Genomic DNA, 25,532 nt, shown 5'->3' on the forward strand with positions numbered 1-25,532 from the left:
CGGGATGTTCAGTTATCGGGTCTCTCGTCAGCGAGTCGCCGCCGCGAGTGCTGGAATCGGGTCAGGGACGGGGGCGGGTACGGTGACGGTCGCATGGGTGATGCCGACCGTGCCTTCGGAGGCGAAGACGCCGAATCGGCCCGCCGGCAGATCGTAGATCCGGGCGCTCAGAACGACGGCGCGGTCGAGGTTGGCGACGCAGATGTCCTCGTCCACGATGATGTCCAGGACGTGCTCGCCGACGCTGAGTTCGCACGGGCGTTCCAGTTCGATGACATGGGGGACGTCGCCGGAAACTTCCCACTGCCCGTCGCCAGTACGACGTCGCGGCCACCGGTCGAACACCATGCGGTTGCGACGTGGTTCCAGTCGAATGCTGTATGCCGTGTCGCCGTCGGCGCTGGCGCGCAGGAGCACGCCGAAGTCGTCGGTGTCGGCGGTGACCTGGAACCGCACGGTCGCTCGGAACGTGGCGGGCAGCTCCGCGTCGGAGGTCACCGCAAGGTGGCGGCCGCGCGCATCCAGCGAACGCGGGAAGGCTCGCTCGTCATCCAGCAGGTCTCGCGTATCCCAGCGGTCGAGCATCTCGTCGCTGAAACCGAACGCGAGTGTGCCATCCGGGTTCTGGCGAGCCTCGAGGACGGAGAGGGTGCCGGCCCACTGCCATGGGCCGTCGTCTCGCGCGCCTTCCCTGGTGGCGATCCAGCCGAAGAACAGTCGGCGCCCGTCGCGCTCCGCCGACTTCGCGGCGTAGTACGCCCGCCCATCCAAGGAGTCGTTCGCGGGAGTCTGCCACGGTCCATCGAGGCTGCGGGACATCCGGTAGCGGGTAGTAAAGGCGTCGGAGAACTCCGAGTAGACGAGGTACCACCACCCGTTCCACTCGAAGACCTCGGGGCACTCGTGCGCGATGTATCGGCGCGGGTCCCAGAACGGGGCTGCCGGTTGCCAGTGCACGAGGTCGGTGGAGACGCATTGGGCGATGACTCCGCGGCGCCGCTCCGGCCCGTCGGTGTGGCGGGCGGCGATGAGCATCCGCCACAGACCGGCCGCGTCGTCGCGGAACACGAACGGATCGCGCCAATCCCCGGACTCGTAGCCGGCCGAAGCGCCGAACGTGTGCGCAGGGTGCCGTTGCCACGTCGCCATGTCATCGTCACTGGTCGCATGCATCACCAGCTGCAGCGGCAGCCTGTCCTCACCCACGATGCGCGGGTTCTGCCCCGTGTAGAAGAGGTGATGGGTGCCGGATTCGTCACGCACCACGCTGCCGGTGTACGCGTTGAAGTCCGCGGCCCGCTCGGCACCTGCTGCCAGAGCCACGCCGACCTCGTCGAAGTTCACGAGATCCCTTGTGACGAACCGTCGCCAGGGCGTGCCGGGCTTGGGGGTCTCCCGAATGTCGTGGAGGTAGAACAGCGAGAAGGTGCCGTTCTCCTGCCAGGGGATGACATCGCCGACCCAGCCGTCGGCCGGTTTCGGGAACAGGTTCTGCATCGTCATTGATCCTTTGCTTAAACGCTTGACCAGACTTTAGGCCTGTCAAGTTGACATGGTCAAGCGTTTAATCAAACTATTTCGCCAAAACCTGATGTTGTGTGCCGGGCGGCCGTGATGGTAGCGTCAGAGAACAAGACAGGTTATACGTATAACATGACTCGAAGAGGACTCATGGCGAGCAGTGCCAATGTAGGTGCGACGATGAACGACATCGCTGCGGCAGTGGGAGTTTCCCAGGCCACGGTGTCACTCGTGCTGAACAACCGTGGCGGCTCGCGCGTTGCCGAAGCGACCCGCGAACGCGTGCTCGGCGCCGCCCGCGACTTGGGGTACAGGCCGAACGCCGCGGCGAAGACCCTACGTGACGGCAAGGCCGGCCTCATCGGATTCGTCGGCGACGCGGTCGTGAGCTCCCCCTTCTCTGGACGAATCGTTGAGGGCGCGCAGACACGCGCGTGGGACGACGACATGCTCCTGCTGACAATCAACACCGGAGGTAACCCCCGCCTCGAGGACGCCGCCATCGAATCGCTCCTCTCACACCGCGTCATCGGCATCGTGTATGCCGCCATGTACCACCGCGTTCTGAGCGTGCCGGACGCACTTGCGGACATTCCGAGTGTCGTCCTCAATTCTGAGGACGCCGCCGGCCGCACCCGTGCGGTGATTCCCGACGAATTCGCGGGCGGAGCGGAGGCGGCTCGGGAGATCGTAACGGCGGGCCACGAACGGATCGCGATGATCAACATCGCACCGCTCAGCTCACAGCTGCCAGCCGCCGTGCAGCGGCACCACGGATTTCTCTCCGTCCTGGACGAACACGGCCTCGAAGCCGACCCCGCTCTCCACATCGAAGGAGACGGCAACCCCGACGCGGGCTATCGCGGCGCGTATGAACTGATGGCGCGAACGGACCGTCCCACCGCGATCTTCTGCGGCAACGACCGCACGGCGTGGGGCGCCTACCAAGCGCTTCAGGAGATGGGTCTGCGGATCCCCGAGGATGTCTCCATCGTCGGTTTCGACAACCAGGAGACCCTCGCGCCATTCCTCCGGCCCGGCCTGACCACCCTCGAACTGCCCTTCGCCGAGATGGGTCGTCGCGCCGTGGAGCTCCTCCTGCAAGGCGAACGCGGGGGAGCGGCTGCAGAACTCGTGACGTGTCCGCTCATCCGACGCGGCTCCGTCGGCCCCTCACGAAAGGAGCCCGCATGACTGGTGTGCTGACTCGTCCCACTGCCGCGCATGACTCGCAGGCCGTCGTGCGGCCACGGCGTCGCTCGCGCCTGGCGAGGGTGCTGCGAAAGTGGCAGTTATACGTATTACTAGCGCCCACGCTGTTGTACTTTCTGGTCTTCAAGTACTGGCCGATGTACGGCGTCCAGATCGCGTTCCGTGACTACACGCCCGGCGGCGGATTCACCGACAGCCCCTGGGTCGGGCTCGAACACTTCGAACGGCTGTTCTCCTCGTACCAGTTCCCGCAGATCCTCTCGAATACGATCCTGCTGGCACTGGTGAACCTGGCTTTCGTGTTCCCCATCCCCATCCTGCTCGCGCTGCTGGTCAACCAGCTCGCACAGGGGCGGGTCCGCCGAGGAATCCAGACGATCCTGTACGCGCCGACGTTCATCTCAACCGTGGTCGTGGTTGGAATCCTGTTCGTGCTGCTCTCGCCGCGCGCCGGTCTGGTCAACAACCTGATTGTGCTGCTGGGCGGCGAACCCATCTTCTTCATGGGTTCGCCCGAGTGGTTCAGACCCGTCTACGTCGCATCTTCGGTTTGGCAGGAAGCCGGTTTCAACATGGTGGTGTACCTGGCCGCACTCGCCGGCGTCGATCCGGCGCTGCATGACGCGGCGAAGGTTGACGGCGCATCCCGCTGGCAGCGGGTGTGGCACGTCGACATTCCCGGCATTGCGCCGGTGATCTCCGTCCTGTTCATCCTCGCGGTCGGCAACCTGCTCAACCTTGGTTTCGAGAAGGCACTGTTGATGCAAACGGACCTGAATCTCGCGACATCGCAGATCATGCAGACGTACACCTATCAGGTCGGCCTGCTCGGCGCGGAGTTCAGCTACGCCTCAGCCATCGGATTGTTCAACGCCCTCCTCAATCTCGGGCTGCTGCTGACCTTCAACTGGGTCGCGCGCCGAGCCCGCCAGTCGAGCCTTTGGTAGGAACCATGTCGACCACCCTTCGCGCACATCGGCGACCCGCCCGCCGTCGTCTCTCCGATCCGCTGTTCAACGCGGTGACCTTCGCCATCCTTTCCTTCGCCATCGTCGCCGTCATTTACCCCCTCTACTTCATCGCCATCGCGTCCGTCAGCGAACCTTCACGCGTTTACGAGGGCCAAGTCTGGCTATGGCCGGTCGGCTTCACTCTTGACGGTTACGCCCGCTTGCTTGGCGACCCGCTGGTGTGGCGGGGCCTCGGCAACTCGGTGGTCTACACGTCGCTTGCCACCTTCATCAGTGTCGCGCTGGTGGTATCGGCTGGCTACGTCCTGTCCCGCAGGGACCTTCCCGGACGCAAGACCATCACATTTCTTATCGTTCTGACGCTGTTCTTCGACGGCGGAATCATCCCGAAGTTCCTCGTCGTGAGAGACCTCGGGCTTCTCGACACTGTGGGGGCCATGGTGCTGCCCAGCGCCCTAGCTGTGTGGAACATCATCATTGCGCGGGCGTTCTTCGAGACGAACCTCCCGGACGAGCTCCGCGAAGCGGCCGAGATGGACGGTGCCAGCGACTTCCGGTTCTTCTTCCGCATCGCCGTCCCACTGGCCAAGCCGCTCATCGCGTTGATGATTGTCATCCACATCATCTGGAATTGGAACGGCTTCTTCGATGCGCTCATCTACTTGAGCACGCCGGACATGTACCCGCTTCAGCTGGTGCTGCGCAACATCCTCGTGCAGTCCAATCTGTCCGGCAGCGGCAGCCTCACGGGCGACCTCGGCAGCTACGAAGAAGCGCAGCGTGTCGTCGAACTCGTCAAGTACGCCGCGATCATCTTCGCGAGCATCCCGCTGCTGCTTGTCGTCCCGTTCCTGCAGCGCTTCTTCACCCAGGGCGCATTGCTGGGCGCCGTCAAGAACTGAAACGCACCCTCGTCCCGCACAGGACGAAAACCCGAAAGGAAACATCATGATCGAAAGAAGGACCCGCGGGAGGGTTGCCGGCGGCGTGGCCGCTGCCCTCGCGCTCGCGCTCGCTCTCACCGGGTGTGGAAACGGCAACGCCGACGACACTGCGGACAAGTCCGACGAGTTCGGTTTCCAGCCGACCGGTCTCCCGATTGTCGAGAAGCCGCTGACCCTCACCATCGCCGGTGAGAAGTCCTCACTCGCACCTGACTACAACGAGATGACACTCGTGCAGGGCTGGGAAGAGGACACCAACATCACCATCGACTGGGAGATGCTTGCGCCCGAGGTGTACTCGGAGAAGCGGAACCTCCTTCTGGCGTCCAACGACCTCCCCGACGCATTCCTGAACTCGCGGTTCACCGACGCGGAGCTAGTCAAGTACGGCACAAACGGCACCCTGATTCCACTCGAGGATCTGATTGCCGAGCACGCTCCCAACCTCACTGCCATCTTTGAGGCGAACCCGGACCTCAAAGCTGCGGTGACCGCGTCGGATGGCCACATCTACGCGCTGCCGAATGCTGAGGAACTCGGTCTCGGCGCGGTCCCGTTCTTCTGGTCCATCAACAAGTCATGGTTGGACGCGCTCGGACTTCCGGTGCCCACTACCGTCGACGAGTACCACGATGCCCTCGTCGCCTTCAAGACGCAGGATCCCAACGGCAACGGCAAGGCCGACGAGATCCCGCTCAGCTTCATTAACAACTGGTGGTGCGCCGACATCGGCGACCTGTTCGCCGCGCTCGGCGGCATCGCGGACAACACCGACCACCGCATCGTTCGCGATGAAGAAGTGATCTACACCGGCGCTGACGACCGGTATCGGGATGCCATCCAGACCCTTCACGAGTGGTACGAGGAAGGCCTCATCGACGCCGAAGCCTTTACCCAGGACGACAAGGCGTATCTCGCGAAGGGCAAGACCGAGACCCCAGTGCTCGGATCGTACGTGTGGTGGGAAACCGAGGAAGTCGTCGGCGCGGAGCGGGCAGCCGACTACGTGCTGCTCCCGGTGCTGGAAGGCGTCAACGGGCGGCTGGTCGGGCATTCGAACCTGACCGACTACGGCCGCAGCGCGTTCGCTATCACCCGTTCCAACGAGTACCCGTCCGCAACTATGCGGTGGGTGGACGCGTTGTACGAGCCGAAGATGTCGGCGCAGGTCTCCTATGGGCCCATCGGTGAGACGCTCGTCGAGAATGCGGACGGTGTTCTCGAGCAGGCGCAACTGCCCGAGGGCGTGAACGCAGGCGAGCTTCGGCAGAAGGTCGCGCTGGGCGCGGGCGCTCCGCACGTGATCACGCGAAGTGACTACGAGTCCGTCATCCTTCCGGAGCCGCGAGCGTTGCAGCGCGCCAAAGCCCTAGAGGAGAACTACCTGCCTTACATCGAGCCGGACTTCTACCCGTCGGTCTTCTTCGATGTCGAGGAACTTGAGCAGATCGGTCAGATCGAGCCGGACATCGACGCACTCGTTGAGCAGAAGCGGGCGGAATGGATCGTCTCAGGCGGAATCGAGGACGAGTGGACTGGCTACGTCGACCAGCTGCGGAACATGGGCCTTGACGATCTCCTGAAGATCTACCAGTCGGGTTACGACCGCTACCGGGCCGCGGCCGGCTGATCCGACCGGCGGGGGTGCAGCCCGGATGCACCCCCGCCCCTACCCTCGAGGAGCCCGATGCGCATCGCATTTGCCCACCAGCCGACCAGCGCCGTCGACGAGGACGGCGGCGCTGTTCGCGTTATCAGCGCCGTGGGAACTGCACAAGCCGAGCTCGCACCCACCCCGGAGCGATTCCTTCGGATGGACGGCTTCACAGTGTGGGTCGATGTCACTGGCTGCTCGCAAGACTTGGACGCCCTCCGCGCAGAAGCATGGTTTGCGCCTCGTGCGTTTGCTCGCGGCGATCACGACGGGTTCACTGCGCTCATCGATGCGACAGAGGCCGGACGCGGTATCGCCCTCGGCCACCTCGCGGACGGAACGCTCGCCGCCCGTGTGGACCAGATTCTTCACGCTGCCCCTTGGCGCCTGCAGCCGGAGAAATGGAACCACCTCCACGTCCACCTGAGCTCTCACGCTCTCGTACTCGGGCTCGGGCCGGAGACCGCATCCGTGAACGTTCTGAGGCGGGAACCGATGCGGATACCCGATGGCGTGACTGTGGGGAGAACCAAGAGTCAGAAAGACGCGTTCGCCATAGGGCTACTCGCCGGCGTCACCCTCACGCTGTCCGACGGGGGTCCATGGGCTGCCTCGCCGATAGGCCTCGACGACACGAACATCGTCCATGGCCTGCCCGTGGACACCACACCTCCCCGTCGGCGCTATCAGGATGACCCGCACCGGCCGCTCGCCCACCTCAGCGCACCGCAAGGGTGGATGAATGAGCCGCACGCGGCATGGCAGCACCAGGGACTGCACCACATCTTCTATCAGCACAACGCCGGCGGACCCTATTGGGATCACATCTCATGGGGCCATGCGATCAGCGCTGACCTGGTGCATTGGACAGACCAACCCATCGCCGTTCATCCTGGGTCCGCCGAACTTGCGGCCGACGGTATCTGGAGCGGCAGCTCGGTGGCCGGTGACAACGGTGAGCATCTTCTCTTCGTCACCGCGGGAGCGCTCGAACGGAAGCCGGACCAGGCGATTGCCATCGCGCGGCCGTCCGGGGACCGCTGGGATGTCGACCCGGCGCCAGTCATCGAAATGCCAGCCGACCTCGACGGCGTTCCGCTGATCCCCGGACAGTTCCGCGACCCCTTTGTATGGCGCGAAGCCGGCGTGTGGTTCGCGCTCATCGGCGCCGGCCTGGAGGGACTCGGGGGCACAGCACTCCTCTACCGCAGCAAAGACGGAACTCGGTGGGAACCGCTCGGGTCGCTCCTGGTCGGAGATAAACACGCTTACCCCGCCACCGGTGTGATGTGGGAGCTGCCCGTTCTTCTTCCCGTCGGCGTCGCTGCCGATGGCAGGCAACGTCACGCTCTCTTCATCGCGCCATGGTGGAAGGGCCCCAACCCGCATCACCTGCAGCACGTGTGGCACTGGATCGGGATCTGGGACGCCGTCTCCGCTCGGTTTGTGCCTGACCACATCGAGCCGCGGGAGTTCGACGGCGGCGGGCATCTCACTGGGCCGAGCGGCACGGTGCTCGAGGACGGGCGCGCGATTCTCTGGACCATCACGCAGGACAAGCGCAGCGGCGAAGAACAGGTTGCCACAGGGTGGGCACACAACGCCGGAATACCCCTGGAGCTCGGACTCTCCGCCGCGGGCACGCTTGAGGTACGACCGGTCGCCGAACTGGCAGGTCTCCGCGACGAACGAGTGCACCACAGCCAGGGCGTGCTTCGGGGCCGACATCTCGACATCGAACTAGTCATCCAAGGGGACTTCGAGATCGACGTCTTCGCCCACGCCGACGGCCTCGAGTGCACGACGCTCGGTGTTGATGCAGAGCGCGCATGGGTGGACCGGTCATGCGCGAGCCTGGCTGGGGAGTACTGCGAGCCCGTGCGGGCGATCCCGCACCACCGTTCCATTCAGCCCACTCGGGCGCGCCTCGTTCTGGACGGGTCGATGATCGAACTCTGGGTGGATGACACGGTGATGATCACCTCCCGCTCGTACAGCCGACCCGACAGCGACCACGTGCGCCTTCGCCTGCCCGCGGGCACGCACGCCGTCACCTTCAACGCCTTCCGCATCCACCCCGCCTACCGAACCTGAAAGGCCCGCCGCATGCTTCTCCTCCCCGACCACTGGACCTGGGACTTCTGGCTCGCCAAGCACGACCATACGTACCACCTGTTCTTCCTGATGGCGCCGAAGAGCCTCGGCGACCCCGACCTGCGGCACGTGAACGCCCGCGTCGGCCACGCGGTGTCCAGGGACCTGAGCGCTTGGGATGTGGTCGGTGAAGCGCTCGGCCCCGGAGCACCCGGTGCATGGGACGACCAGTCCACATGGACCGGAAGCGTCATCGAGACCGCCGAGGGCTGGCAGATGTACTACACCGGGGTCCGACGGTCGGAGAACGGCCTCATCCAGCGAATCGGACGTGCCACCAGCACCGACCTGTACACGTGGACCAAGGACGACAGCTTCGTGCTTGAAGTGGACCCGCGCTGGTACGAGCAGCTCGACCTGGATGTGTGGTTCGACCTCACCTGGCGCGACCCCTGGGTCTACTACGACGCCGACCTCAACGAGTACCGAATGCTCATCACCGCTCGAGCGCGAGAAGGCGCCGCCGACGCACGCGGAGTAATCGGCCTTGCCCGCTCGGCGGACCTGCACACCTGGGAGGTGCTGCCCCCGTTGGCGGCGCCCGCCGAGTTCGGTCACATGGAAGTGCCCCAACTGGAACGCATCGGCGAACGCTGGTACCTGTTCTTCTCCGCCTACGAGTGGGCGCACAGCGCGGACCGTGTCCGTCGTGGTCTCGCGGTCTGCGGCACCCACTACCTCGTTTCCGACTCGAGTGCCGGACCCTTCAAACTCGAACGGGACGAGTTCTTCGCTGGCGACCCGCAGGGCGAGTTGTACGCGGGACGCGTCGTCGAGACCTTCGAGGGCGACCATGTCTTCCTCGCCTTCCTCCAGTTTGTCGACGGCGGTCCGTTCGTCGGTGGATTGAGTGATCCGTTCCCGGTCACGGTCGCCGCGGACGGAGGGCTGGACATCGGCCGAGCCGTAGCGACGGCAACGGGGAAGGAGCACCCCGTGCCCGTGAGTGCTCAGGACGGATAGCTGACCGCGCGAGTCGACGGGCGCGAAGCCTCTGCCTGCGGCCGCATCCAGCATGCCTGCTCCAGCGACGGCGCAGGTGAGGCTGCGCTGCCTGCTGGTGACATTGCGGGGCGGGCGGATGAGCCCGGGGCGGTCGATTTTCGCTGCGGCGAGTGAGTGCGTCTGCTGCGCTCGGACGCCGGCGGCGACCACGAACGCCAGCATCGTGGTCGCGGCGCGTATCGCGGAAGCTGCTCTCGTGGTCACGTCTATTACCCTGCGGCACATCGACGAGCTCCTGCTGGCATCCCGGCACAAGCTCACCCCGGCAGGCCGAGTTTTCGCCTCGACCTGGGAGTTTTACCGGATAGACCAAGGTCTGCCAAGGTCCTGCCAAGGTCAGAGATCGGTGCTGTTCCCAGATCAGAGGTATAAAAACACCGCTCCAGCCAAGGTTGCCAAGCGCGGACGATGTATCCATAGAGAGAAAGTGAGTGCAGTTGGAGGCGTTTCTTCACTACTACTTACTTTTTCTTCTCATGGAATACATCTACTACTTGGCAACCTTGGCAGGTCCCCTCAAGCCGTTGAAAACACTGGGCAAACTCCAGCCAAGGTCACCTTGGTCAAACCTTGCCGGACTTGGCAGAATCAGCCTCGAATCCAACCTCTGAGGCCGGATTCACCCTCCCGCGCGTTGTGCGAAACCTCGACCGGCACGTCCGTGGAACGCGAGCTGCGCTCGTGCATGCTCCCTAACCTGCGTCAGCCTTTGACGGCACCCACCGTCATGCCCGCGATCACCTGCCGCTGGAAGATGGCGTAGATAACGAGCTGGGGGATGAGCACGAGTGTGGCAGCGGCCATCATGCCTCCGTAGTCGACGGTGTACTGGCCCTGGAAACGCGACACCGCCAGCGAGACCGTAACCATGTCGGGGTCGTTGATCAGGATCGAGGCAAACGGGAACTCATTAAACACGTAGACGACGTTGAAGATCAGGATCGTGGCGATGACCGGCCTCATGAGTGGGAGGACGATAGACCAGCACAGTCGCCAGAGCCCGACGCCGTCAATGATTGCGGCTTCCTCGATCTCCGCCGGAAAATCGCGCAGGAACCCGGTCATTAGCAAGGTGTTGAACGGGATAGAGACCGCGACGTAGGGAAGGATCAGCGCGGCATAGGTCCCGAAGATACCGAGGGCGAGGTCGAGCCGATAGACCGGAAACAGAAGGATGTACACCGGGACGGCAAGTCCCGCCAGGAGGTAGAACCGCGCGGAGGACTGAACTCGCCGCCGTCGGAACACCATCCGGGTGAGCGCGAATGCGCCCATGAATGAAATCGCCGTACCCACAGTCACCGAGACCAGCGCGATGAAGATCGTATTGCCGTACATCTGCAGGAGTGGCAGGGCATTGGCGGCGTTGAGGTAGTTCTCAAGGGTGAGGTCGTCGAATGAGAATGGGTTGGAGAGGATCTTCTCACTGGGCTGCAGCGAGAGCAGCGCAATCCAGGAGGGCGCGAACGTCGCGGTCGAGGGCGCACGGTCGCTGCGGCCGGGCAAGACGGCGGCGATCGCGGTGACGGGCTCCGGCGCCGCGGTCGAGCCGTGGCAGTTCCACCTCAACGGGAAGGCCTGCACCTCCTGAGAACGGACGGCGGCGCCGGGATGCTTCCGCCCGGCGCCGCCGCCTCTCCCGGAGGCGCCGGGCCGCAGCCCTAATAGGCTGAACCCATGCACGGCGAATACAAGGTGCCCGGAGGCAAGCTGGTCGTCGTCGACCTCGAGGAGCGCGACGGCCGCATCGCCGACTTCCACCTCGCCGGTGACTTCTTCCTCGAGCCCGACTCCGCCCTCGACGACATCGACGCCGCGGTCAACGGCCTGCCGGTCGAGGCCGACGTCACGACGATCGCCGGCGCCGTGCGCGCGGCCCTCCCCGAGGGTGCGCAGCTGCTCGGCTTCACCCCCGAGGCGGTCGGCACCGCGGTGCGCCGCGCGCTGGTGACGGCACCGGGCTGGCGCGACTTCGACTGGGAGATCGTGCACGAGAAGCCCGTCTCGCCGCGGATGAACCTCGCGCTCGACGAGGTGCTCACCGGCCGGGTCGGCGACGGCCGCCGTCGCCCGACGCTGCGGATGTGGGAGTGGGATGAGTCTGCCGTCGTGATCGGGTCGTTCCAGTCGCTGCGCAACGAGGTCGACCCCGACGGCGCCGAGCGGCACGGGTTCGACGTCGTGCGCCGCATCTCGGGCGGGGGCGCGATGCTCATGGCCGCGAACTCGATCGTGACCTACTCGCTGTACGTGCCGGCATCCCTCGTCGCCGGACTGACGTTCGCCGACTCGTACGCATTCCTCGACGACTGGGTGCTGCAGGCGCTGCGCTCGCTCGGGATCGAGGCGACCTATCAGCCGCTCAACGACATCGCGTCACCGCAGGGCAAGATCGGCGGGGCGGCGCAGAAGCGCCTGGCGAACGGCGGCGTGCTGCACCACGCGACGCTGAGCTACGACATGGACGGCCGGATGATGACCGAGGTGCTGCGCATCGGCCGCGAGAAGCTCAGCGACAAGGGCACGACGTCGGCCGCAAAGCGCGTCGACCCGCTGCGCCGCCAGACCGGGCTGCCGCGCGAGGCGATCATCGAGCGTTTCAAGGAGACGTTCGCCAAGCTCTACGGCGCCGTTCCGGGAAGTATCACCGAAGAGGAATACGCCGAGGCCGAGGCGCTCGTCGAGTCGAAGTTCGCCACCGACGCCTGGCTGCGCCGGGTGCCGTGACGCACCTGACCGAGGCAGGGCGACCGTGAGCGCGCCCGCGACCGGGGCCGAGGCATCCGGAGCCGTCGAGATCCACGTGGGGGACAACCTCGACGTCATCCGCGGGTTCGCCGACGGCTCCTTCACGCTGGTCTACCTCGACCCGCCGTTCAACACCGGGCGCACGCAGGAGCGCGCGACCGAGACGGCGCGCCCGCCGCGCGATGATCGTGCCGCCGACGCGGTCGTGCGCCGGGGCTTCCACGGTCGCGACTACGAGCGGCTGCGCGGAGACCTGCGCGCGTACGGCGACCGGTTCGACGACTACTGGGGCTTCCTCGAGCCGCGGCTCATCGAGGCCTGGCGGCTGCTCGCCGACGACGGCACGCTGTACCTCCACCTCGACTACCGCGAAGCCCACTACGCCAAGGTGCTGCTCGACGCGCTCGTCGGTCGCGACAAGTTCCTCAACGAGCTCATCTGGGCCTACGACTACGGCGCGAAGACGCGCAAGCGGTGGCCCACCAAGCACGACACGATCCTCGTGTACGTGAAGGATCCCGACCGGTACTGGTTCGACTCGGAGGCCGTCGATCGAGAGCCGTACATGGCGCCCGGCCTCGTCACGCCCGAGAAGGCCGCGCGCGGCAAGCTCCCGACCGACGTCTGGTGGCACACGATCGTGCCGACGACCGGACGGGAGAAGACCGGCTATCCGACGCAGAAGCCCGAAGGCGTGCTGCGTCGGATCGTGCAGGCCTCGTCGCGCCCCGGCGACCGCGTGCTGGACTTCTTCGCGGGCAGCGGCACCACCGGTGCCGTGGCTTCTGCACTCGGGCGCGACGCGGTGCTCGTCGACGACAACCCCGACGCGATCGCTGTGATGAGGCAGCGGATGCCGGGGGCCGCGGTCGTGCGCCACGGAGGGTCGCCCTCGTAGGCTGGACCAATGCGCTTCGGAACCTTCATCCCCCAGGGCTGGCGATTCGATCTCGTCGGCATCGATCCCGCCGACCAGTGGCGGGTCATGGCGACCCTCGCACAGCTCGCCGACGAGGGACCGTGGGAGTCGCTGTGGGTCTACGACCACTTCCACACCACGCCCGTCCCGTCGGAGGAGGCGACCCATGAGGCCTGGACGCTCATGGCCGCGTTCGCCGCCTCGACCCGCCGCATCCGCCTCGGCCAGATGTGCACGTGCATGGCGTACCGCAACCCTGCGTACCTCGCGAAGGTCGCGGCGACCGTCGACGCCGTGTCGGGCGGTCGCACCGAGATGGGCATCGGCGGCGGCTGGTACGAGCACGAGTGGCGGGCGTACGGCTACGGATTCCCCGAGGTGAAGGACCGTCTCGGGATGCTGCGCGAAGGCGTCGACATCATGACCCAGGCCTGGACCACCGGCAGCGCCACGCTCGACGGCAAGCACTACCAGGTCGACGGTGCGATCGTCCGTCCGCTCCCGCTGCAGGAGGGTGGGATCCCGCTGTGGGTCGCCGGCGGCGGCGAGAAGGTGACGCTGAAGATCGCGGCGAAGTACGCGACGTACACGAACTTCAACGGCTCGCTCGAGGTGTGGGATCGCAAGAGCGAGATCCTGCGCGGGCACTGCGAGGCGATCGGCCGGGACTTCGGTTCGATCACCCGGTCGGCCAACTTCAACACCATCGTCGGCGAGACCGAGGCCGAGGCATCCGATCGCCTCGCCGCGGTCAAGGCGCGACTGCTGCCGCACGTGGGCCAGGAGCGCGCCGACGCCATTGAGGCCGAGTACCGCTCCTCGCCGGCGTTCGGCACGGTCGAGCAGATCGCCGAGCGGCTCGCCGAGCGCGAGCGCCACGGCCTCGGCTACGCGATCCACTACTTCCCCGAGGCGGCGTACGACCGCTCGGGCGTGCAGCTCTTCGAGCGCGAGGTCGTCGGCGCGCTGGCCTGAGCCCGGCGGGGCTCGGGTAGGGCCGGCGGGGCCGGGCCTCAGGCGGCGGCCGTCAAACGGTCGGGAGAAATGGGGCGTTCCTGCGCTCATGCGTGCCTCCTGGCCAGGTTTCCCCCGATCGTTTGACGCCGCGGTCAGGGCATGGCTCCTCCCCAAGCGGACGCCATGGGACGGCCTCCGCATGATGACGACGTGCAGGCACGGCCGATCGTCGGATCGGCCACAGTCGCCGCATGCTCAGTCCTCCCCCCGACGCGGCCATGCGGCGAAGCGATCTCATCCAGCTCGGTTGGACCGACCGCGGACTGCGGCGCGCGGTCGACGAGGGTCGGCTGCTCAAGCCGCGAGACAACGCGTACCTTGCTCCCGGAACGCACACCGACTTGGTTGACGCGTGCGCGCACGGCGGTCGGCTGACCTGCGTGTCCGAGCTGGCGAGGCGCGGCGTGTTCGTCCTCACAGTCGACTCGCTGCACGTTCACCTCCACGATGCGCGGGATCGAACACCGAAGCCGAGCCGCAGAGTGCGGCGACACTGGGGACGGCTGAGACGGGTGCCGCACCCCGCGTCTCTCGCCGTGGAGGTCTTCGATGCCCTCAGAGAGGCGGTGAGGTGCCAGCCGCCGCGAGCGGCGGTCGCGACCCTGGACTCTGCGCTGCACCTCGGCCTCCTTGCGACGCACGAGCTCGACGAACTCTTCGCGACCCTCCCTGGGCGCTACGCGGTCGTGCACAGGCTCGTCGACGAGCGGTGCGAGTCAGGACCCGAGTCCCTCCTCCGGCTGATCCTGAGGTCTCTCGGAGTGCACTTCGACGTGCAGGTGGCCATCTCCGGTGTCGGCCGCGTCGACTTCGTCGTCGACGGCTGGCTCATCGTCGAGTGCGACAGCTTCGAGCACCACTCGAGCTGGGACGCGCAGCGCCGCGATCGACGTCGGGACCAGGCCGCGGCCGCGCTCGGCTACGCGACATATCGGCCCATCGCCGAAGACATCATGTGGCGTCCGGAGGAGGTTCGGGCGGCGCTGGCCGGACTTCTCCGTGGCCGCACCGATCGACGGGCGCGATAGGACGCGGACGGTCGAAGCGTCGGGAGATTTCGGCTCTCAGAGGCGGTGGAGACCCCCAGCACGGCGTGTCGTCCCGACGGTTCGACGGGTCGACGACGGGGGCCGCGCGTCGGCACCCGCCGGGGTCAGGCCCAGGCGGTCGGGCCGGCGACGAGCGAGCGCACGCTGCGGTAGCCGTCGGGGTCGACGTCGGGGCGGGATGCCTCGCCCCCGAACATCCGGGTCGCTCCCGGCTGCTCGGCCCACGTCGGCCACCCCGGGTCGCCGCCGCGGATGAGGCCGACAGCGGCGCCATGCACGGCCTCGGCGAGGCGACGGGGCGGGGTGTCGCCTGCGAGCGCCGTCACGCCCTCGGCGTCGAGGCAGTCGAACCAGAACGGCACGTCGAGGCAGTGCAGCGCCCACCCCCGCGTGGGGGAGACCCACGTGAAGCGGTACACCCACGTCCGCGCGTCGCCGCGCGCCTCGGCGACGCGCACGACATCGGAACGGAAGACGACGTCGGTGACGTAGCGGCCGAGGACGGCCGCCGTTCCCTTGCGTCGCTGCGCGACGTTGGCCGCGAGGTAGGCGCGCCGTGCCCCGCGCGGCAGTTTCAGCCTGCCGAGGGCGAACGAGGCGGGCACGAGCCGCAGCTTGCCGCGCGCGGAGTCGGTCACCATCGTGAACTCGTCGTCGGTCGTGCCGAGCACCAGCGGCTTGTCGGCGCCGATGCCCGCCGCGAGCGAGGCGACGGTCGGCTGCGTCAGCAGATCGCCGTCGATCATCGGACCCCACGAGAGCCCGTCGTCGAGGATCACATGCACGGCCGCGAGAGGATCGCGCGAATCCGGCGTCGCGGCGTCGTGCTGCAGGTCGTGCAGTGTCGTCGCGGGCACCGACGCGAAGCCGTCGCGGTTCGGCTTGACGCCTGCGAGGTGCGCGAGCTTGGCCGACAGGGTGCGCGCCCGTTCGGGTGCGACGTCGGCGAGCGCGGCCGACATCGCCCACGCCGAGTGGAACAGGTGCTGGGCGGCCGGCATCCCGAGCAGTGTCAGCACGGCTCCGCCGCCCGCCGACTGTCCGGCGATCGTCACGCGCGCCGGGTCGCCGCCGAAGGCCGCGATGTTGTCGCGCACCCACTCGAGCGCCGCGAGCCAGTCGCGGACCCCGCGGTTGGAGGGGGCGCCCGGGATATGCCCGAAGCCGTCGAAGCCGAGCCGGTACGAGAGTGTGACGGTGACGACGCCGTCGCGGTTGAACGACCGGCCGTCGTACCAGGGGCTCGCGGGTGATCCCGCGACGTATCCGCCGCCGTGGATGTAGACCATCACGGGCAGACGCGCGTCGCCACCCGGCGCTGGCGTGAAGACGTTCACGTTGAGTGTCGAGTCGCCCGGGATCGCCGGCTCGGGGATCAGGGTGTCGCCGGGGTCGATGCGCTGCGCGGTGGCGCCGTACTCGAGCGCGTCACGCACTCCCTGCCAGGGCTCCGGCGGGACGGGTGCCGCGAAGCGCAGTCCGCCGACGGGCGGCTGCGCGAACGGGATGCCGAGGAACGCCGCCGATGCGCCGGGGGCACCGGGCTCGCCACGCCAGAACCCGCGGACGTCGCCCGGCGTGATCGAGACGACGGGGTGCTCAGGATGCTGCGCCATGACGCCCCGCTTCCGTGTCGGTGCCGGCATCCGACCCCGCGGCTGTGCGGGTGTCGAGGGCGGTGAACAGGGCGTCGATCGTGCCGGCCATGTCGACGTCGGGTTCGAGCATCCACTGCACCTGGAGGCCGTCGGCGACGGCCTGGAAGATCCGCGCGAGGGTGTCGGGATCGACGCGATCGCTGAGTTCTCCAGCCGCCTGCTGCGCGGCGATCGCGGCGGCGAATGCGGTTCGGAGCGTCTTGCCTCGCGCCACGAAGAAGTCGTGGGCTGCGTGGTCGGGATCGCTCGCGTCGACCGACAGGCGCGCGAACAGCTGCACGAGCCCGGGCACGTCGGCGTTGTGGCGGATCACGCCGAGGTAGCCCTCACGGAGGTCGACGCCCTCGACCGGGCCGTCATCGTCAGCGAGGCCGAAGTTGGCCGAGTCGATCTCGTCGCGCTTGCGGAGGATCGCCGTGAAGAGCTCCTCCTTGCTGTCGAAGTAGTGCAGCAGGCCGGCCTGGCTCAGGCCCACCTCTTCGGCGAGCTCCTTGATCGAGGCGCCGCGGTAGCCCTCGCGCGCGATCACGTCGAGTGCGCGCTCGAGGATCTCCTCGCGCTTGGCGACACCCTTCGCGTACGAACCCCTGCGTTCCTTGCGGCCTTCTGCCATGGGGACAAGTAAACCCGAACGAGGCTTGATTTCTCAAAACCAAGTGGCATATGGTTTTGCCAGCGCTCGAGGACGAGCGTGCTCCATCCCGATTGGATCGTCCATGACATCGCCGTCTGACTCCGCACTCGCCCCCGAGCCGGCCCTGCCGCCGACCTCGCCCATGACCGAGAACACCTTCGTCGCCACCGCTGCGGGCAACGACGATCCGCCAGCGCCGATCAAGGGCCTTCGCCGACTGCTCGGCTGGATCATCCCGGCGAACCTCGGTATCTTCCTCATCTGGGGTGCGGTGCCCGGCATCCTGCTCCCGCAGCAGGTGACCGTCGCCCTAGGTGAGGAGAACAAGGTCGCCAACCTGGCGATCATCGCGACGATCGGCGCGTTCGCGGCGATGATCGCTCAGCCGATCGCGGGACAGGTCTCGGACCGCACACGCTCCCGCTTCGGGCGCCGCGCCCCCTGGATCGTGATCGCCTCGCTCGCCGGTGGTCTCTCGCTCGTCGGGCTGGCGTTCGCGAACAGCCTCGTCGGCATCGCGATCGCGTGGACGCTGGTGCAGATCGCCTACAACTTCGCGCAGGGGCCGCTCAGCGCGATCCTTCCCGACCGTGTGCCGCTCAAGCGCCGTGGTCTCTTCGCCGCCCTGTCGGGCATTGGGCTGATGGTCGGCGCGCTCGGCGGTCAGATCGTCGGGTCGATGTTCTTCAACAGCATCGCCGTCGGCTACGTGACGTTCGCCGTCATCTCTCTGGTCGTGCTCACGCTGTTCGTCGTGTTCAACCCCGACTACTCGAGCACGAAGCTCCAGCCCGAGCCCTTCCGCCTCGGCGACTTCCTCCGCACCTTCTGGGTGAACCCGATCCAGCACCCCGACTTCTTCTGGGCGTTCACCGGGCGCCTCCTGCTCTACACCGGGTATTTCGCAGTCACCGGCTATCAGCTGTTCATCCTCACCGACTACATCGGTGTCGAGAATCCGGAAACGGTCATACCGATCCTCGGGCTGCTCAGCCTCGTCGGCATCGTGATCTCGACCGTGGTCTCGGGACCGCTCTCCGACCGGGTGGGACGCCGCAAGCCGTTCGTCTTCGGCTCGTCGGTGTTCGTCGGTCTGGCGATGCTCATCCCGATCCTCATGCCCACGCTCGAGGGCTGGATGCTCATGACGTTCATCGCCGGCTTCGGCTTCGGCATGTTCCAGGCCGTCGACACGGCGCTGATGAGCGAGGTGCTGCCGTCGGCGAGATCGTTCGCCAAGGATCTCGGCGTCGTCAACATCGCGGCCACGCTGCCGCAGACGCTCGCCCCGGCGGTCGCCGGAGCGATCGTTCTCTCGTTCGGCTACGTCGGCCTGTTCCCGGTCGGCATCGTGCTGAGCATCCTGGGGGCCTTCGCCGTCTGGCCGATCAAGGCGACCCGCTGAGCCCGACCCGCTGAACCAGACGGACCAGACACCCCCTGACACCCCGACCCTCATCCACGGAAGGATGGCCCCATGACCGACACCACGACCGCCGCCGAGGCCGCGGCATCCGTCACCGATCTCACCCTCGAAGAGAAGGCGTCGCTCACCAGCGGCGCGAGCTTCTGGTACACCAAACCGATCGAGCGCGCCGGCGTGCCGGCGATCATGGTCACCGACGGCCCGCACGGACTGCGCAAGCAACGTGAGGGCGGCGACCACCTGGGCCTCGGCGACAGCGTGCCGGCGACGTGCTTCCCGCCCGCGGTCGGGCTCGGCTCGTCGTGGGACGTCGACCTCGTGCACCGCGTGGGAGAGGCCCTCGGCACCGAGACGTCGATCGAGAGCGTCGCGGTGCTGCTCGGACCGGGCATCAACATCAAGCGCTCGCCGCTGTGCGGCCGCAACTTCGAGTACCTGTCGGAGGACCCGATCGTATCGGGCGTGCTCGGCGCCGCGATCGTGAACGGCATCCAGTCGAAGGGCGTGGGCACGTCGCTCAAGCACTTCGCGGCGAACAATCAGGAGGACGATCGGATGCGGTCGTCGTCCGACGTGGATGCGCGCCCGCTGCGCGAGATCTACCTGCGCGGCTTCCAGCGCGTGGTCGAGGACGCCCAGCCGTGGACGGTCATGTGCTCGTACAACCGCATCAACGGCGTGTACGCGTCGGAGGACCCCTGGCTGCTGACCGGGGTGCTCCGCGACGAGTGGGGCTTCGAGGGGCTCGTCGTCTCGGACTGGGGCGCCGTGAACGAGCGCGTGACCGGGCTCGCCGCGGGCATGGATCTCGAGATGCCGTCGTCCAACGGTGTCACCGACGCGCAGATCGTCGCGGCGGTCGAGGACGGCTCGCTCGACGAGGCCGTACTCGACACCGCCGCGGCGCGCGTGCTCGACCTCGTGCGCAAGGCGCAGGCCGGAGCCGGCGCGGTCGAGGGTCCGCTCGACATCGACGCCCACCACGCTCTCGCCCGCGAGGCGGCGGGCCGTTCGATCGTGCTGCTCAAGAACGACGCGGTCGCAGACGCCGGCGCGCCGATCCTCCCGCTCGCGACGGACGCGCGCATCGCGCTGATCGGCGAGTTCGCCGAGAAGCCGCGCTACCAGGGCGCCGGGTCGTCGATGATCAACCCGACGAAGCTCGACACCGCGCTCGACGAGATCCGCGCCCTCGCCGACGGCGACGTGAGCTACGCGCGGGGCTTCAGCGTCGCGCCGGACGTCACCGACGACGAGACCTCGGAGCTGCGGGGCGAGGCGGTGGCCGCCGCATCCGCTGCCGATGTCGTCGTCCTCTTCCTCGGCCTCCCCGCCCGTCTCGAGTCGGAGGGCTACGACCGCATCGACATCGACCTGCCCGCGGAGCAGCTCGCCCTGGTCGAGGCCGTGGTCGAGGCGAACCCGAACGTCGTGGTGGTGCTCTCGAACGGCGGTGTCGTGGCGCTGCCGTTCGCCGACCGGGTGCCGGCGATCCTCGAGGGCTGGCTGCTCGGGCAGGCCGGCGGCGGCGCGGTCGCCGACGTGCTCTTCGGCGACGTGAACCCGTCGGCGAAGCTCACCGAGACGATCCCGCACCGTCTCGAGGACACCCCCGCCTTCCTCGACTTTCCCGGCGAGTTCTCGCACGTCCGCTACGGCGAGGGGCTGTTCGTCGGCTACCGCTGGTACGACGCGCGCCGCATGGATGTCGCCTTCCCGTTCGGCCACGGCCTCTCGTACACGACGTTCTCGTACGGCGAGGCGACGGCGTCGGTCAACGCGCTGGGCGACATCGACGTGACGCTCACGGTCGCGAACACCGGCGACCGTGCCGGACGCGAGGTCGTGCAGGTCTACACGTCGCTCCCCGGAGGCGCCGTGCAGCGCCCGGTGCGCGAACTCAAGGCGTTCACGTCGGTCGCGCTCGAGGCGGGCGAGATCGCGGAGGTCACGCTGACCGTGCGCCGCAAGGACCTCGCTTACTGGGACACGCGCCTGGACGCGTGGGTCGTCGAGGGTGGCGACTACGTCCTGGATGTCGCGGCGTCGAGTCGCGACATCCGCTCCACCGCTGAAGTGACCGTCGAGGGCGACCCGATCGTGCTGCCGCTCACGCGCAATTCGTCGATCGGCGAGGTCATGGCCCACCCCGTCGTCGGTCAGATGGTGCAGGCGGCGATCGCGCAGATGATGTCGGGCATGGAGGGTGTGGAGGCCATCATGCCCGAGGGTGTCGACGCCTCCAAGATGATGGAGTCGTTCCCGATCGGCCGGGCCGGCATGTTCGCGGCCGGCGACTCGAACGGAGCCGTCAGCCCCGAGATGATCGACGGGCTCATCGCGATGGCCAACGCCCCGCAGCAGCCGCAGGACTGACAAGAGCGAGCGGATGCCTCGGCCGACGCCGGTCGAGGCATCCGCCCCTCGCCGTGTCAACCCCGCTCCGTCGGCTCGCGGGCCTGCGTACGTTCGAGCGTGGGGGAAGAGAGGACGAGCCATGAACCGCAATGCGCCCGATGACGCACGCAGCAACGACCCGGAGGGGACGCCGAAGCCCGACGGCCTCGGCCAGGACGGCACGATCCCCGACGACCCCGACGGCGTCGCCGCGGGTCACACCGGCACGGCGTCCACCTTCGAGCCGGAAGAGGACGAGCAGGCCTGAGCCGCGGCATCCCCTCGTCCTCGGTGCCCGATGAGGGGGAGCCTCAGCGGGCGGCGCGCATGCGCAGCGCGCGGACGTAGCGGCGCCGCGCAACCTGTTGCGCCACGAGCAGCGCCGGGAAGGCCGCCCGCCACATCGCGCGGTCGCCGGGGCGCGTGAGGGAGCGGATCGTCAGCAGCACGGAGTCGCCCTCCCGGTGGGCGATGAAGGCCTCCTCGCCCGACACGGGGTGACCCGGCAGGGTGCGGTAAGCGAAGCCGATGCGATCCGGCTGCCGAACCACGGCGATCACCTCGACCGGCTCGCGCACCGACAGCCCGAACGCGTGCGCCATGATGACGGGTCGCTGGCCCGCCTCCGCCGGCGCGCGAGGCGTGACGGTGAAACCGCTCCGGGTCTTGACGCCCCAGCGCAGCAGCTCCTCGCCCACCCAGGCCCAGGCGTCATCGCCGTGTCCGAGCACCGTCGACGTCTCCCATCGGCGATAGCCCGGAGGGCCGGACCCCCAGCGCTCGTCGGCCGGTGCCGTGAGCGCCGAGGAGTCGGCCGCCTCGGGTGCAGGTCGCTCAGCGCGAGAGGAAGGCAAGCAGCGCCTCGTTCACCTCGGCGCCGTGCGTCCACAGCAGACCGTGCGGTGCGCCCTCGATCTCGACGTAGGTCGCGTCGGGCAGCATCGTGCGGAACCGTCGCGCGGTCGCATCGATGGGCAGGATGTTGTCGGCCGTGCCGTGCAGAATGAGCGTCGGCACGTCGACCGAGCCGATGTCGGCGCGGAAGTCGGTCGGCCAGGTCAGCGGGGCCGCCGCCATGCCGGCGTTGCTCGCGAGGTTCGCCACCTGGATGCTGGCGTCGACCGCCTCCTGCGAGATGCGCGAGCCGAGGGTGTCGTCGAGGTTGTAGAAGTCCTTGAAGAACCCGGCGACGAATGCGTAACGGTCTTCGCGCACCGAGGCGGCGATGCCGTCGAAGAAGTCCTGGGGGCCGGCGCCGTCGGGATTGTCGTCGGTGATCAGCAGGTACGGCTCGAGCGACCCGAGGAAGGCAGCCTTCGCCACCCGCGAGCTGCCGTACCGCGCGAGGTAGCGCGCGATCTCGCCGGTGCCCATCGAGAAGCCGACGAGGACGGCATCCTTCAGATCCAGGTCCTCCATCAGGGCGTGCAGGTCGGCCGCGAACGTGTCGTAGTCGTAGCCCGACCCCGCCTTCGACGACGCCCCGAAGCCGCGCCTGTCGTACGCGATCACGCGGTAGCCGGCGTCGAGGAGCGCGGCCTGCTGCTTGCCCCACGATTCCCCGTTCAGCGGGAAGCCGTGGATCAGCACGACCGGCTGACCCTCGCCCTGGTCGGTGTAGTAGAGCTCGATGTCGACCGAGTTCTCGGTTCCGACGGTGATGTACGCCACGTGTCGCTCCTTCCGGGCCGACGGCGAGCGGATGCCGCGGCCCACGTCCGACGCTAGGGGGCGGCATCCCGAATCGCCAGGGGTTGACGGTGGTCGCGTGCTGAACGGTGAGTGTCAGGCGTCGCGTCCGGCGCCGTCGGACGGCGTCACCGTGAAGATCGTCGGAGCCGTGAAGCCGGATGCCGCGAACGCGGCGGTCACCGCAGCCGTGACTTTTTCGACCCTGTCGTGTGCGACGAGCGCGATCGCCGCACCGCCGAAGCCGCCGCCGGTCATGCGGGCGCCGACGGCACCCGCCGCGAGCGCTGCGTCGACGGCGGTGTCGAGCTCGGGCACGGAGATCTCGAAGTCGTCGCGCATCGAGGCGTGCGAGGCGACGAGCAGCTCGCCGATCGCGCGCGGACCCTGCTCGCGCAACGTGCGCACGGTGTCGAGCACGCGCTGGTTCTCGGTCACGACGTGGCGCACGCGCCGGAAGGTCACGTCGTCCATGAGTCCTTCCGCGCGCGCGAGGTCGTCGACCGACACGTCGCGCAGCGCGGGGACGCCCATGATCGTCGCCCCCCGTTCGCAGGCCGCGCGACGCTCGCCGTAGCCGCCGGTGGCGTGCGAGTGCGAGACGCCGGTGTCGACGACGACCAGCTCCAGCCCTGCGTCGCCGAAACCGAGGTCGACCACCTCGGCGTCGAGCGAGCGGCAGTCGAGGAAGATCGCCGCGTCGGCGCGGCCGAGCATCGACGCCATCTGGTCCATGATCCCCGTCGGCGCACCGACGGCCTCGTTCTCGGCCCGGCGCCCGGCCCGGGCGAGCGTGACGCGGTCGACGTCGAGTCCCCACGTGTCGGCGAGCGCCGAGGCGGTGGCGCCCTCGATGGCCGCAGACGACGAGAGGCCGGCGCCGACCGGCACGCTCGACGCGAAGGCGAGGTCGACGCCGCGAGCGGCCGTCGCCCCGGACGCGATGAGCGCCCATGCGACGCCGAGGGGGTAGCGCGCCCACTCCGCGATCTCGTCGCGGCGGGCGGGGAACAGTGCATCGAGCTCGGCCAGCGGCACCTCGACGGCAGCATCGTCGAACGTCGACGCGACACGGATCATCCCGTCGTCGCGCACACCCAGTGCCACGTGGGTGCGGTGCTGGATCGCGAACGGCAGCACGAACCCGTCGTTGTAGTCGGTGTGCTCGCCGATGAGGTTGGCGCGTCCCGGTGCCGACCACGTGCCGACGGGCTCGCCGCCGAAGCGCTCGGCGAAGAGACGTCGGGCCGTGCGGGCCGTGTGTGCAGCGGCGACGGAAGCGGTGGGGGAGGTCACAGGGTCTCCTCGGGGATCGCATCGACCGCGGCGCGGAGGCGCTCAGCGGCGGACTCGGGCGGCACGTCGCCGATCCAGGCGCCCATGGCGGCCTCCGACCCGGCGAGGAACTTGAGCTTGTCGGCGGCGCGGCGCGGCGAGGTCAGCTGGAGGTGCAGCCGCACGGTGTCGCGCCCGCGCTGCACCGGCGCCTGATGCCACGCCGCGATGTAGGGCGTGGGGGTGTCGTAGAGCGCGTCGACGCCGCGCAGCAGGCGCAGATAGAGCGGCGCGAGCTCGTCGCGCTCGGCGTCGGTCGTCTCGGCGAAGTCGGCGACGTGCCGGTGCGGCAGCAGGTGCACCTCGAGCGGCCAGCGCGCGGCGAACGGGACGAAAGCGGTCCAGTGCTCGCCCTGCACGATGACCCGCTCGGAGGCGCGCTCGAACTCGAGGATGCGCGCGAACAGGTCGGCGCCCTCGCGATCGATCGATGCGAGCAGGCTGGTGGTGCGCGGCGTGATGTAGGGGTACGCGTAGATCTGGCCGTGGGGATGGGGCAGCGTGACGCCGATCGCCTCGCCGCGGTTCTCGAACGGGAAGACCTGCTCGATCCCCGGGAGGGCCGACAGCGCGGCCGTGCGGTCGGCCCACGCCTCGATCACCGTGCGGGCCCGCGTGACGCTCTGCGTGCCGAACGAGCCGGAGTGCTCGGGGCTGAAGCAGACGACCTCGCAGCGTCCGACCGATGTGCGCGTGCGCCCCAGCCCCGGGGCGTCGAGATCGGCGAGGTCGATCGGGGCGTCGGAACCGGCCGGCGCCCCGCCGTGCGCCACCCGAAGGGCGGGCCCGAACGACGGCGACTTGTTCTCGAAGACGGCGACGTCGTAGAGCGACGGGATCTCGGACGGGTTCGCGGCCGTCTGGGGCGACAGCGGGTCCAGCTCGGCCGGCGGCAGGAAGGCGCGGTTCTGGCGCGCTGCGGCGATCGAGACCCAATCACCGGTGAGCACGTCGCGACGCATCGTCGCCGTCACGGGCCGCGCCGGGAGGTCGCGCGCATCCGCGGCGCGCTCGGGACCGAGCGTCGTGCCCGGGTCGTCGTAGTAGATCAGCTCGCGGCCGTCGTCGAGACGGGTGGAGCGTTTGACGACGCCGGCGCCGAGAGTCTCGATGAGCGGTGATTCTGCGGGCATGTTCACGTCAACACGGTAGCAACGACCCCGTGCTAACGTCAACATGCTCGACCGTTCGACACCCGA

The 25,532-nt window shown here is 68.1% G+C and carries 21 protein-coding genes; 13 read left to right on the forward strand and 8 right to left on the reverse strand.

All coding sequences use genetic code 11. The features are described 5' to 3' along the window. Positions 1–27: 27 nt before the first annotated feature. Entirely contained in the window at positions 28–1,503 is a 1,476-nt protein-coding gene (locus ACFC1W_RS07485) for a family 43 glycosylhydrolase (protein ID WP_375990505.1), read from the reverse strand. Positions 1,504–1,596: 93 nt separating this feature from the next. Between ACFC1W_RS07485 and ACFC1W_RS07490 the strand changes: the two genes are divergently transcribed. The 6 genes from ACFC1W_RS07490 to ACFC1W_RS07515 are packed head-to-tail and all read left to right on the forward strand — an operon-like array spanning position 1,597 to position 9,419. Further along, positions 1,597–2,715 (forward strand): LacI family DNA-binding transcriptional regulator, encoded by a 1,119-nt coding sequence (locus ACFC1W_RS07490; protein WP_375990508.1) that lies wholly within the window; start codon positions 1,597–1,599, stop codon positions 2,713–2,715. Then, positions 2,712–3,680, forward strand: a complete 969-nt coding sequence (locus ACFC1W_RS07495; protein WP_375990510.1) for an ABC transporter permease — start codon at positions 2,712–2,714, stop codon at positions 3,678–3,680. Before ACFC1W_RS07490 ends, ACFC1W_RS07495 begins: the two co-directional genes overlap by 4 nt. Positions 3,681–3,685: 5 nt before the next feature. Beyond that, positions 3,686–4,606, forward strand: coding sequence for a carbohydrate ABC transporter permease (locus ACFC1W_RS07500; RefSeq protein WP_375990512.1), 921 nt, complete (start codon positions 3,686–3,688; stop codon positions 4,604–4,606). Between the two features lie 46 nt (positions 4,607–4,652). Beyond that, on the forward strand, positions 4,653–6,278 hold the full coding sequence (locus ACFC1W_RS07505; RefSeq protein ID WP_375990515.1) for an ABC transporter substrate-binding protein: 1,626 nt from the start codon (positions 4,653–4,655) through the stop codon (positions 6,276–6,278). A gap of 57 nt (positions 6,279–6,335) precedes the next feature. Then, the gene (locus tag ACFC1W_RS07510; protein WP_375990518.1) at positions 6,336–8,396 is read left to right on the forward strand and encodes a glycoside hydrolase family 32 protein; all 2,061 of its coding nucleotides are present in this window, start codon (positions 6,336–6,338) and stop codon (positions 8,394–8,396) included. Positions 8,397–8,408: 12 nt separating this feature from the next. Then, complete coding sequence (locus ACFC1W_RS07515; RefSeq protein WP_375990520.1) at positions 8,409–9,419, forward strand: glycosyl hydrolase family 32; 1,011 nt, start codon at positions 8,409–8,411, stop codon at positions 9,417–9,419. Between the two features lie 744 nt (positions 9,420–10,163). On the opposite strand, the gene ACFC1W_RS07520 is transcribed toward ACFC1W_RS07515, so the two are convergent. Further along, positions 10,164–11,144, reverse strand: a complete 981-nt coding sequence (locus ACFC1W_RS07520; RefSeq protein WP_375990523.1) for a carbohydrate ABC transporter permease — start codon at positions 11,142–11,144, stop codon at positions 10,164–10,166. Here ACFC1W_RS07520 and ACFC1W_RS07525 point away from each other — a divergent pair. From ACFC1W_RS07525 to ACFC1W_RS07540, 4 genes are all read left to right on the forward strand, one after another. After that, positions 11,139–12,188 carry a biotin/lipoate A/B protein ligase family protein gene (locus ACFC1W_RS07525; protein WP_375990524.1) on the forward strand — a complete coding sequence of 350 codons (1,050 nt, stop codon included), beginning with the start codon at positions 11,139–11,141 and terminating at the stop codon, positions 12,186–12,188. The genes ACFC1W_RS07520 and ACFC1W_RS07525 overlap by 6 nt on opposite strands. 25 nt (positions 12,189–12,213) lie before the next feature. After that, on the forward strand, positions 12,214–13,107 hold the full coding sequence (locus ACFC1W_RS07530; protein ID WP_375990527.1) for a DNA-methyltransferase: 894 nt from the start codon (positions 12,214–12,216) through the stop codon (positions 13,105–13,107). Positions 13,108–13,116: 9 nt separating this feature from the next. Continuing rightward, on the forward strand, positions 13,117–14,103 hold the full coding sequence (locus tag ACFC1W_RS07535; protein ID WP_375990529.1) for an LLM class F420-dependent oxidoreductase: 987 nt from the start codon (positions 13,117–13,119) through the stop codon (positions 14,101–14,103). A 233-nt stretch (positions 14,104–14,336) separates the two neighbouring features. Beyond that, the gene (locus ACFC1W_RS07540; protein WP_375990531.1) at positions 14,337–15,173 is read left to right on the forward strand and encodes a DUF559 domain-containing protein; all 837 of its coding nucleotides are present in this window, start codon (positions 14,337–14,339) and stop codon (positions 15,171–15,173) included. 125 nt (positions 15,174–15,298) lie between these two features. Here ACFC1W_RS07540 and ACFC1W_RS07545 read toward each other — a convergent pair whose 3' ends face one another. Together ACFC1W_RS07545 and ACFC1W_RS07550 are read right to left on the reverse strand one after the other, a co-directional pair. Continuing rightward, the gene (locus ACFC1W_RS07545) at positions 15,299–16,810 is read right to left on the reverse strand and encodes a carboxylesterase/lipase family protein (RefSeq protein WP_375990533.1); all 1,512 of its coding nucleotides are present in this window, start codon (positions 16,808–16,810) and stop codon (positions 15,299–15,301) included. Beyond that, entirely contained in the window at positions 16,794–17,465 is a 672-nt protein-coding gene (locus ACFC1W_RS07550; RefSeq protein WP_375990535.1) for a TetR/AcrR family transcriptional regulator, read from the reverse strand. The genes ACFC1W_RS07545 and ACFC1W_RS07550 overlap by 17 nt, the downstream gene beginning before the upstream one ends. 103 nt (positions 17,466–17,568) lie before the next feature. Between ACFC1W_RS07550 and ACFC1W_RS07555 the strand changes: the two genes are divergently transcribed. From ACFC1W_RS07555 to ACFC1W_RS07565, 3 genes are all read left to right on the forward strand, one after another. Continuing rightward, positions 17,569–18,891, forward strand: a complete 1,323-nt coding sequence (locus ACFC1W_RS07555; protein WP_375990537.1) for an MFS transporter — start codon at positions 17,569–17,571, stop codon at positions 18,889–18,891. A 72-nt stretch (positions 18,892–18,963) separates the two neighbouring features. Continuing rightward, positions 18,964–21,288: a glycoside hydrolase family 3 C-terminal domain-containing protein gene (locus tag ACFC1W_RS07560; RefSeq protein WP_375990539.1), complete on the forward strand. Its 2,325-nt coding sequence runs from the start codon at positions 18,964–18,966 to the stop codon at positions 21,286–21,288. Between the two features lie 121 nt (positions 21,289–21,409). Then, positions 21,410–21,577 carry a hypothetical protein gene (locus ACFC1W_RS07565; protein WP_375990541.1) on the forward strand — a complete coding sequence of 56 codons (168 nt, stop codon included), beginning with the start codon at positions 21,410–21,412 and terminating at the stop codon, positions 21,575–21,577. A gap of 43 nt (positions 21,578–21,620) precedes the next feature. Here the strand turns inward: ACFC1W_RS07565 and ACFC1W_RS07570 are convergent, their stop codons facing one another. The 4 genes from ACFC1W_RS07570 to galT all read right to left on the reverse strand — a co-directional run bounded on the left by ACFC1W_RS07570 (position 21,621) and on the right by galT (position 25,466). Continuing rightward, on the reverse strand, positions 21,621–22,163 hold the full coding sequence (locus ACFC1W_RS07570; protein ID WP_375990543.1) for a DUF1990 family protein: 543 nt from the start codon (positions 22,161–22,163) through the stop codon (positions 21,621–21,623). Continuing rightward, positions 22,144–22,980: an alpha/beta fold hydrolase gene (locus tag ACFC1W_RS07575; protein WP_375990546.1), complete on the reverse strand. Its 837-nt coding sequence runs from the start codon at positions 22,978–22,980 to the stop codon at positions 22,144–22,146. The genes ACFC1W_RS07570 and ACFC1W_RS07575 overlap by 20 nt, the downstream gene beginning before the upstream one ends. 114 nt (positions 22,981–23,094) lie before the next feature. Continuing rightward, on the reverse strand, positions 23,095–24,294 hold the full coding sequence (gene galK, locus ACFC1W_RS07580) for a galactokinase (RefSeq protein WP_375990548.1): 1,200 nt from the start codon (positions 24,292–24,294) through the stop codon (positions 23,095–23,097). Beyond that, positions 24,291–25,466, reverse strand: a complete 1,176-nt coding sequence (galT, locus tag ACFC1W_RS07585; protein WP_375991456.1) for a galactose-1-phosphate uridylyltransferase — start codon at positions 25,464–25,466, stop codon at positions 24,291–24,293. Before galT ends, galK begins: the two co-directional genes overlap by 4 nt. Between the last annotated feature and the right edge of the window lie 66 nt (positions 25,467–25,532).

Origin of the sequence: Microbacterium sp. NPDC056003, assembly GCF_042274785.1 — a bacterium.
Classification (GTDB): domain Bacteria; phylum Actinomycetota; class Actinomycetes; order Actinomycetales; family Microbacteriaceae; genus Microbacterium.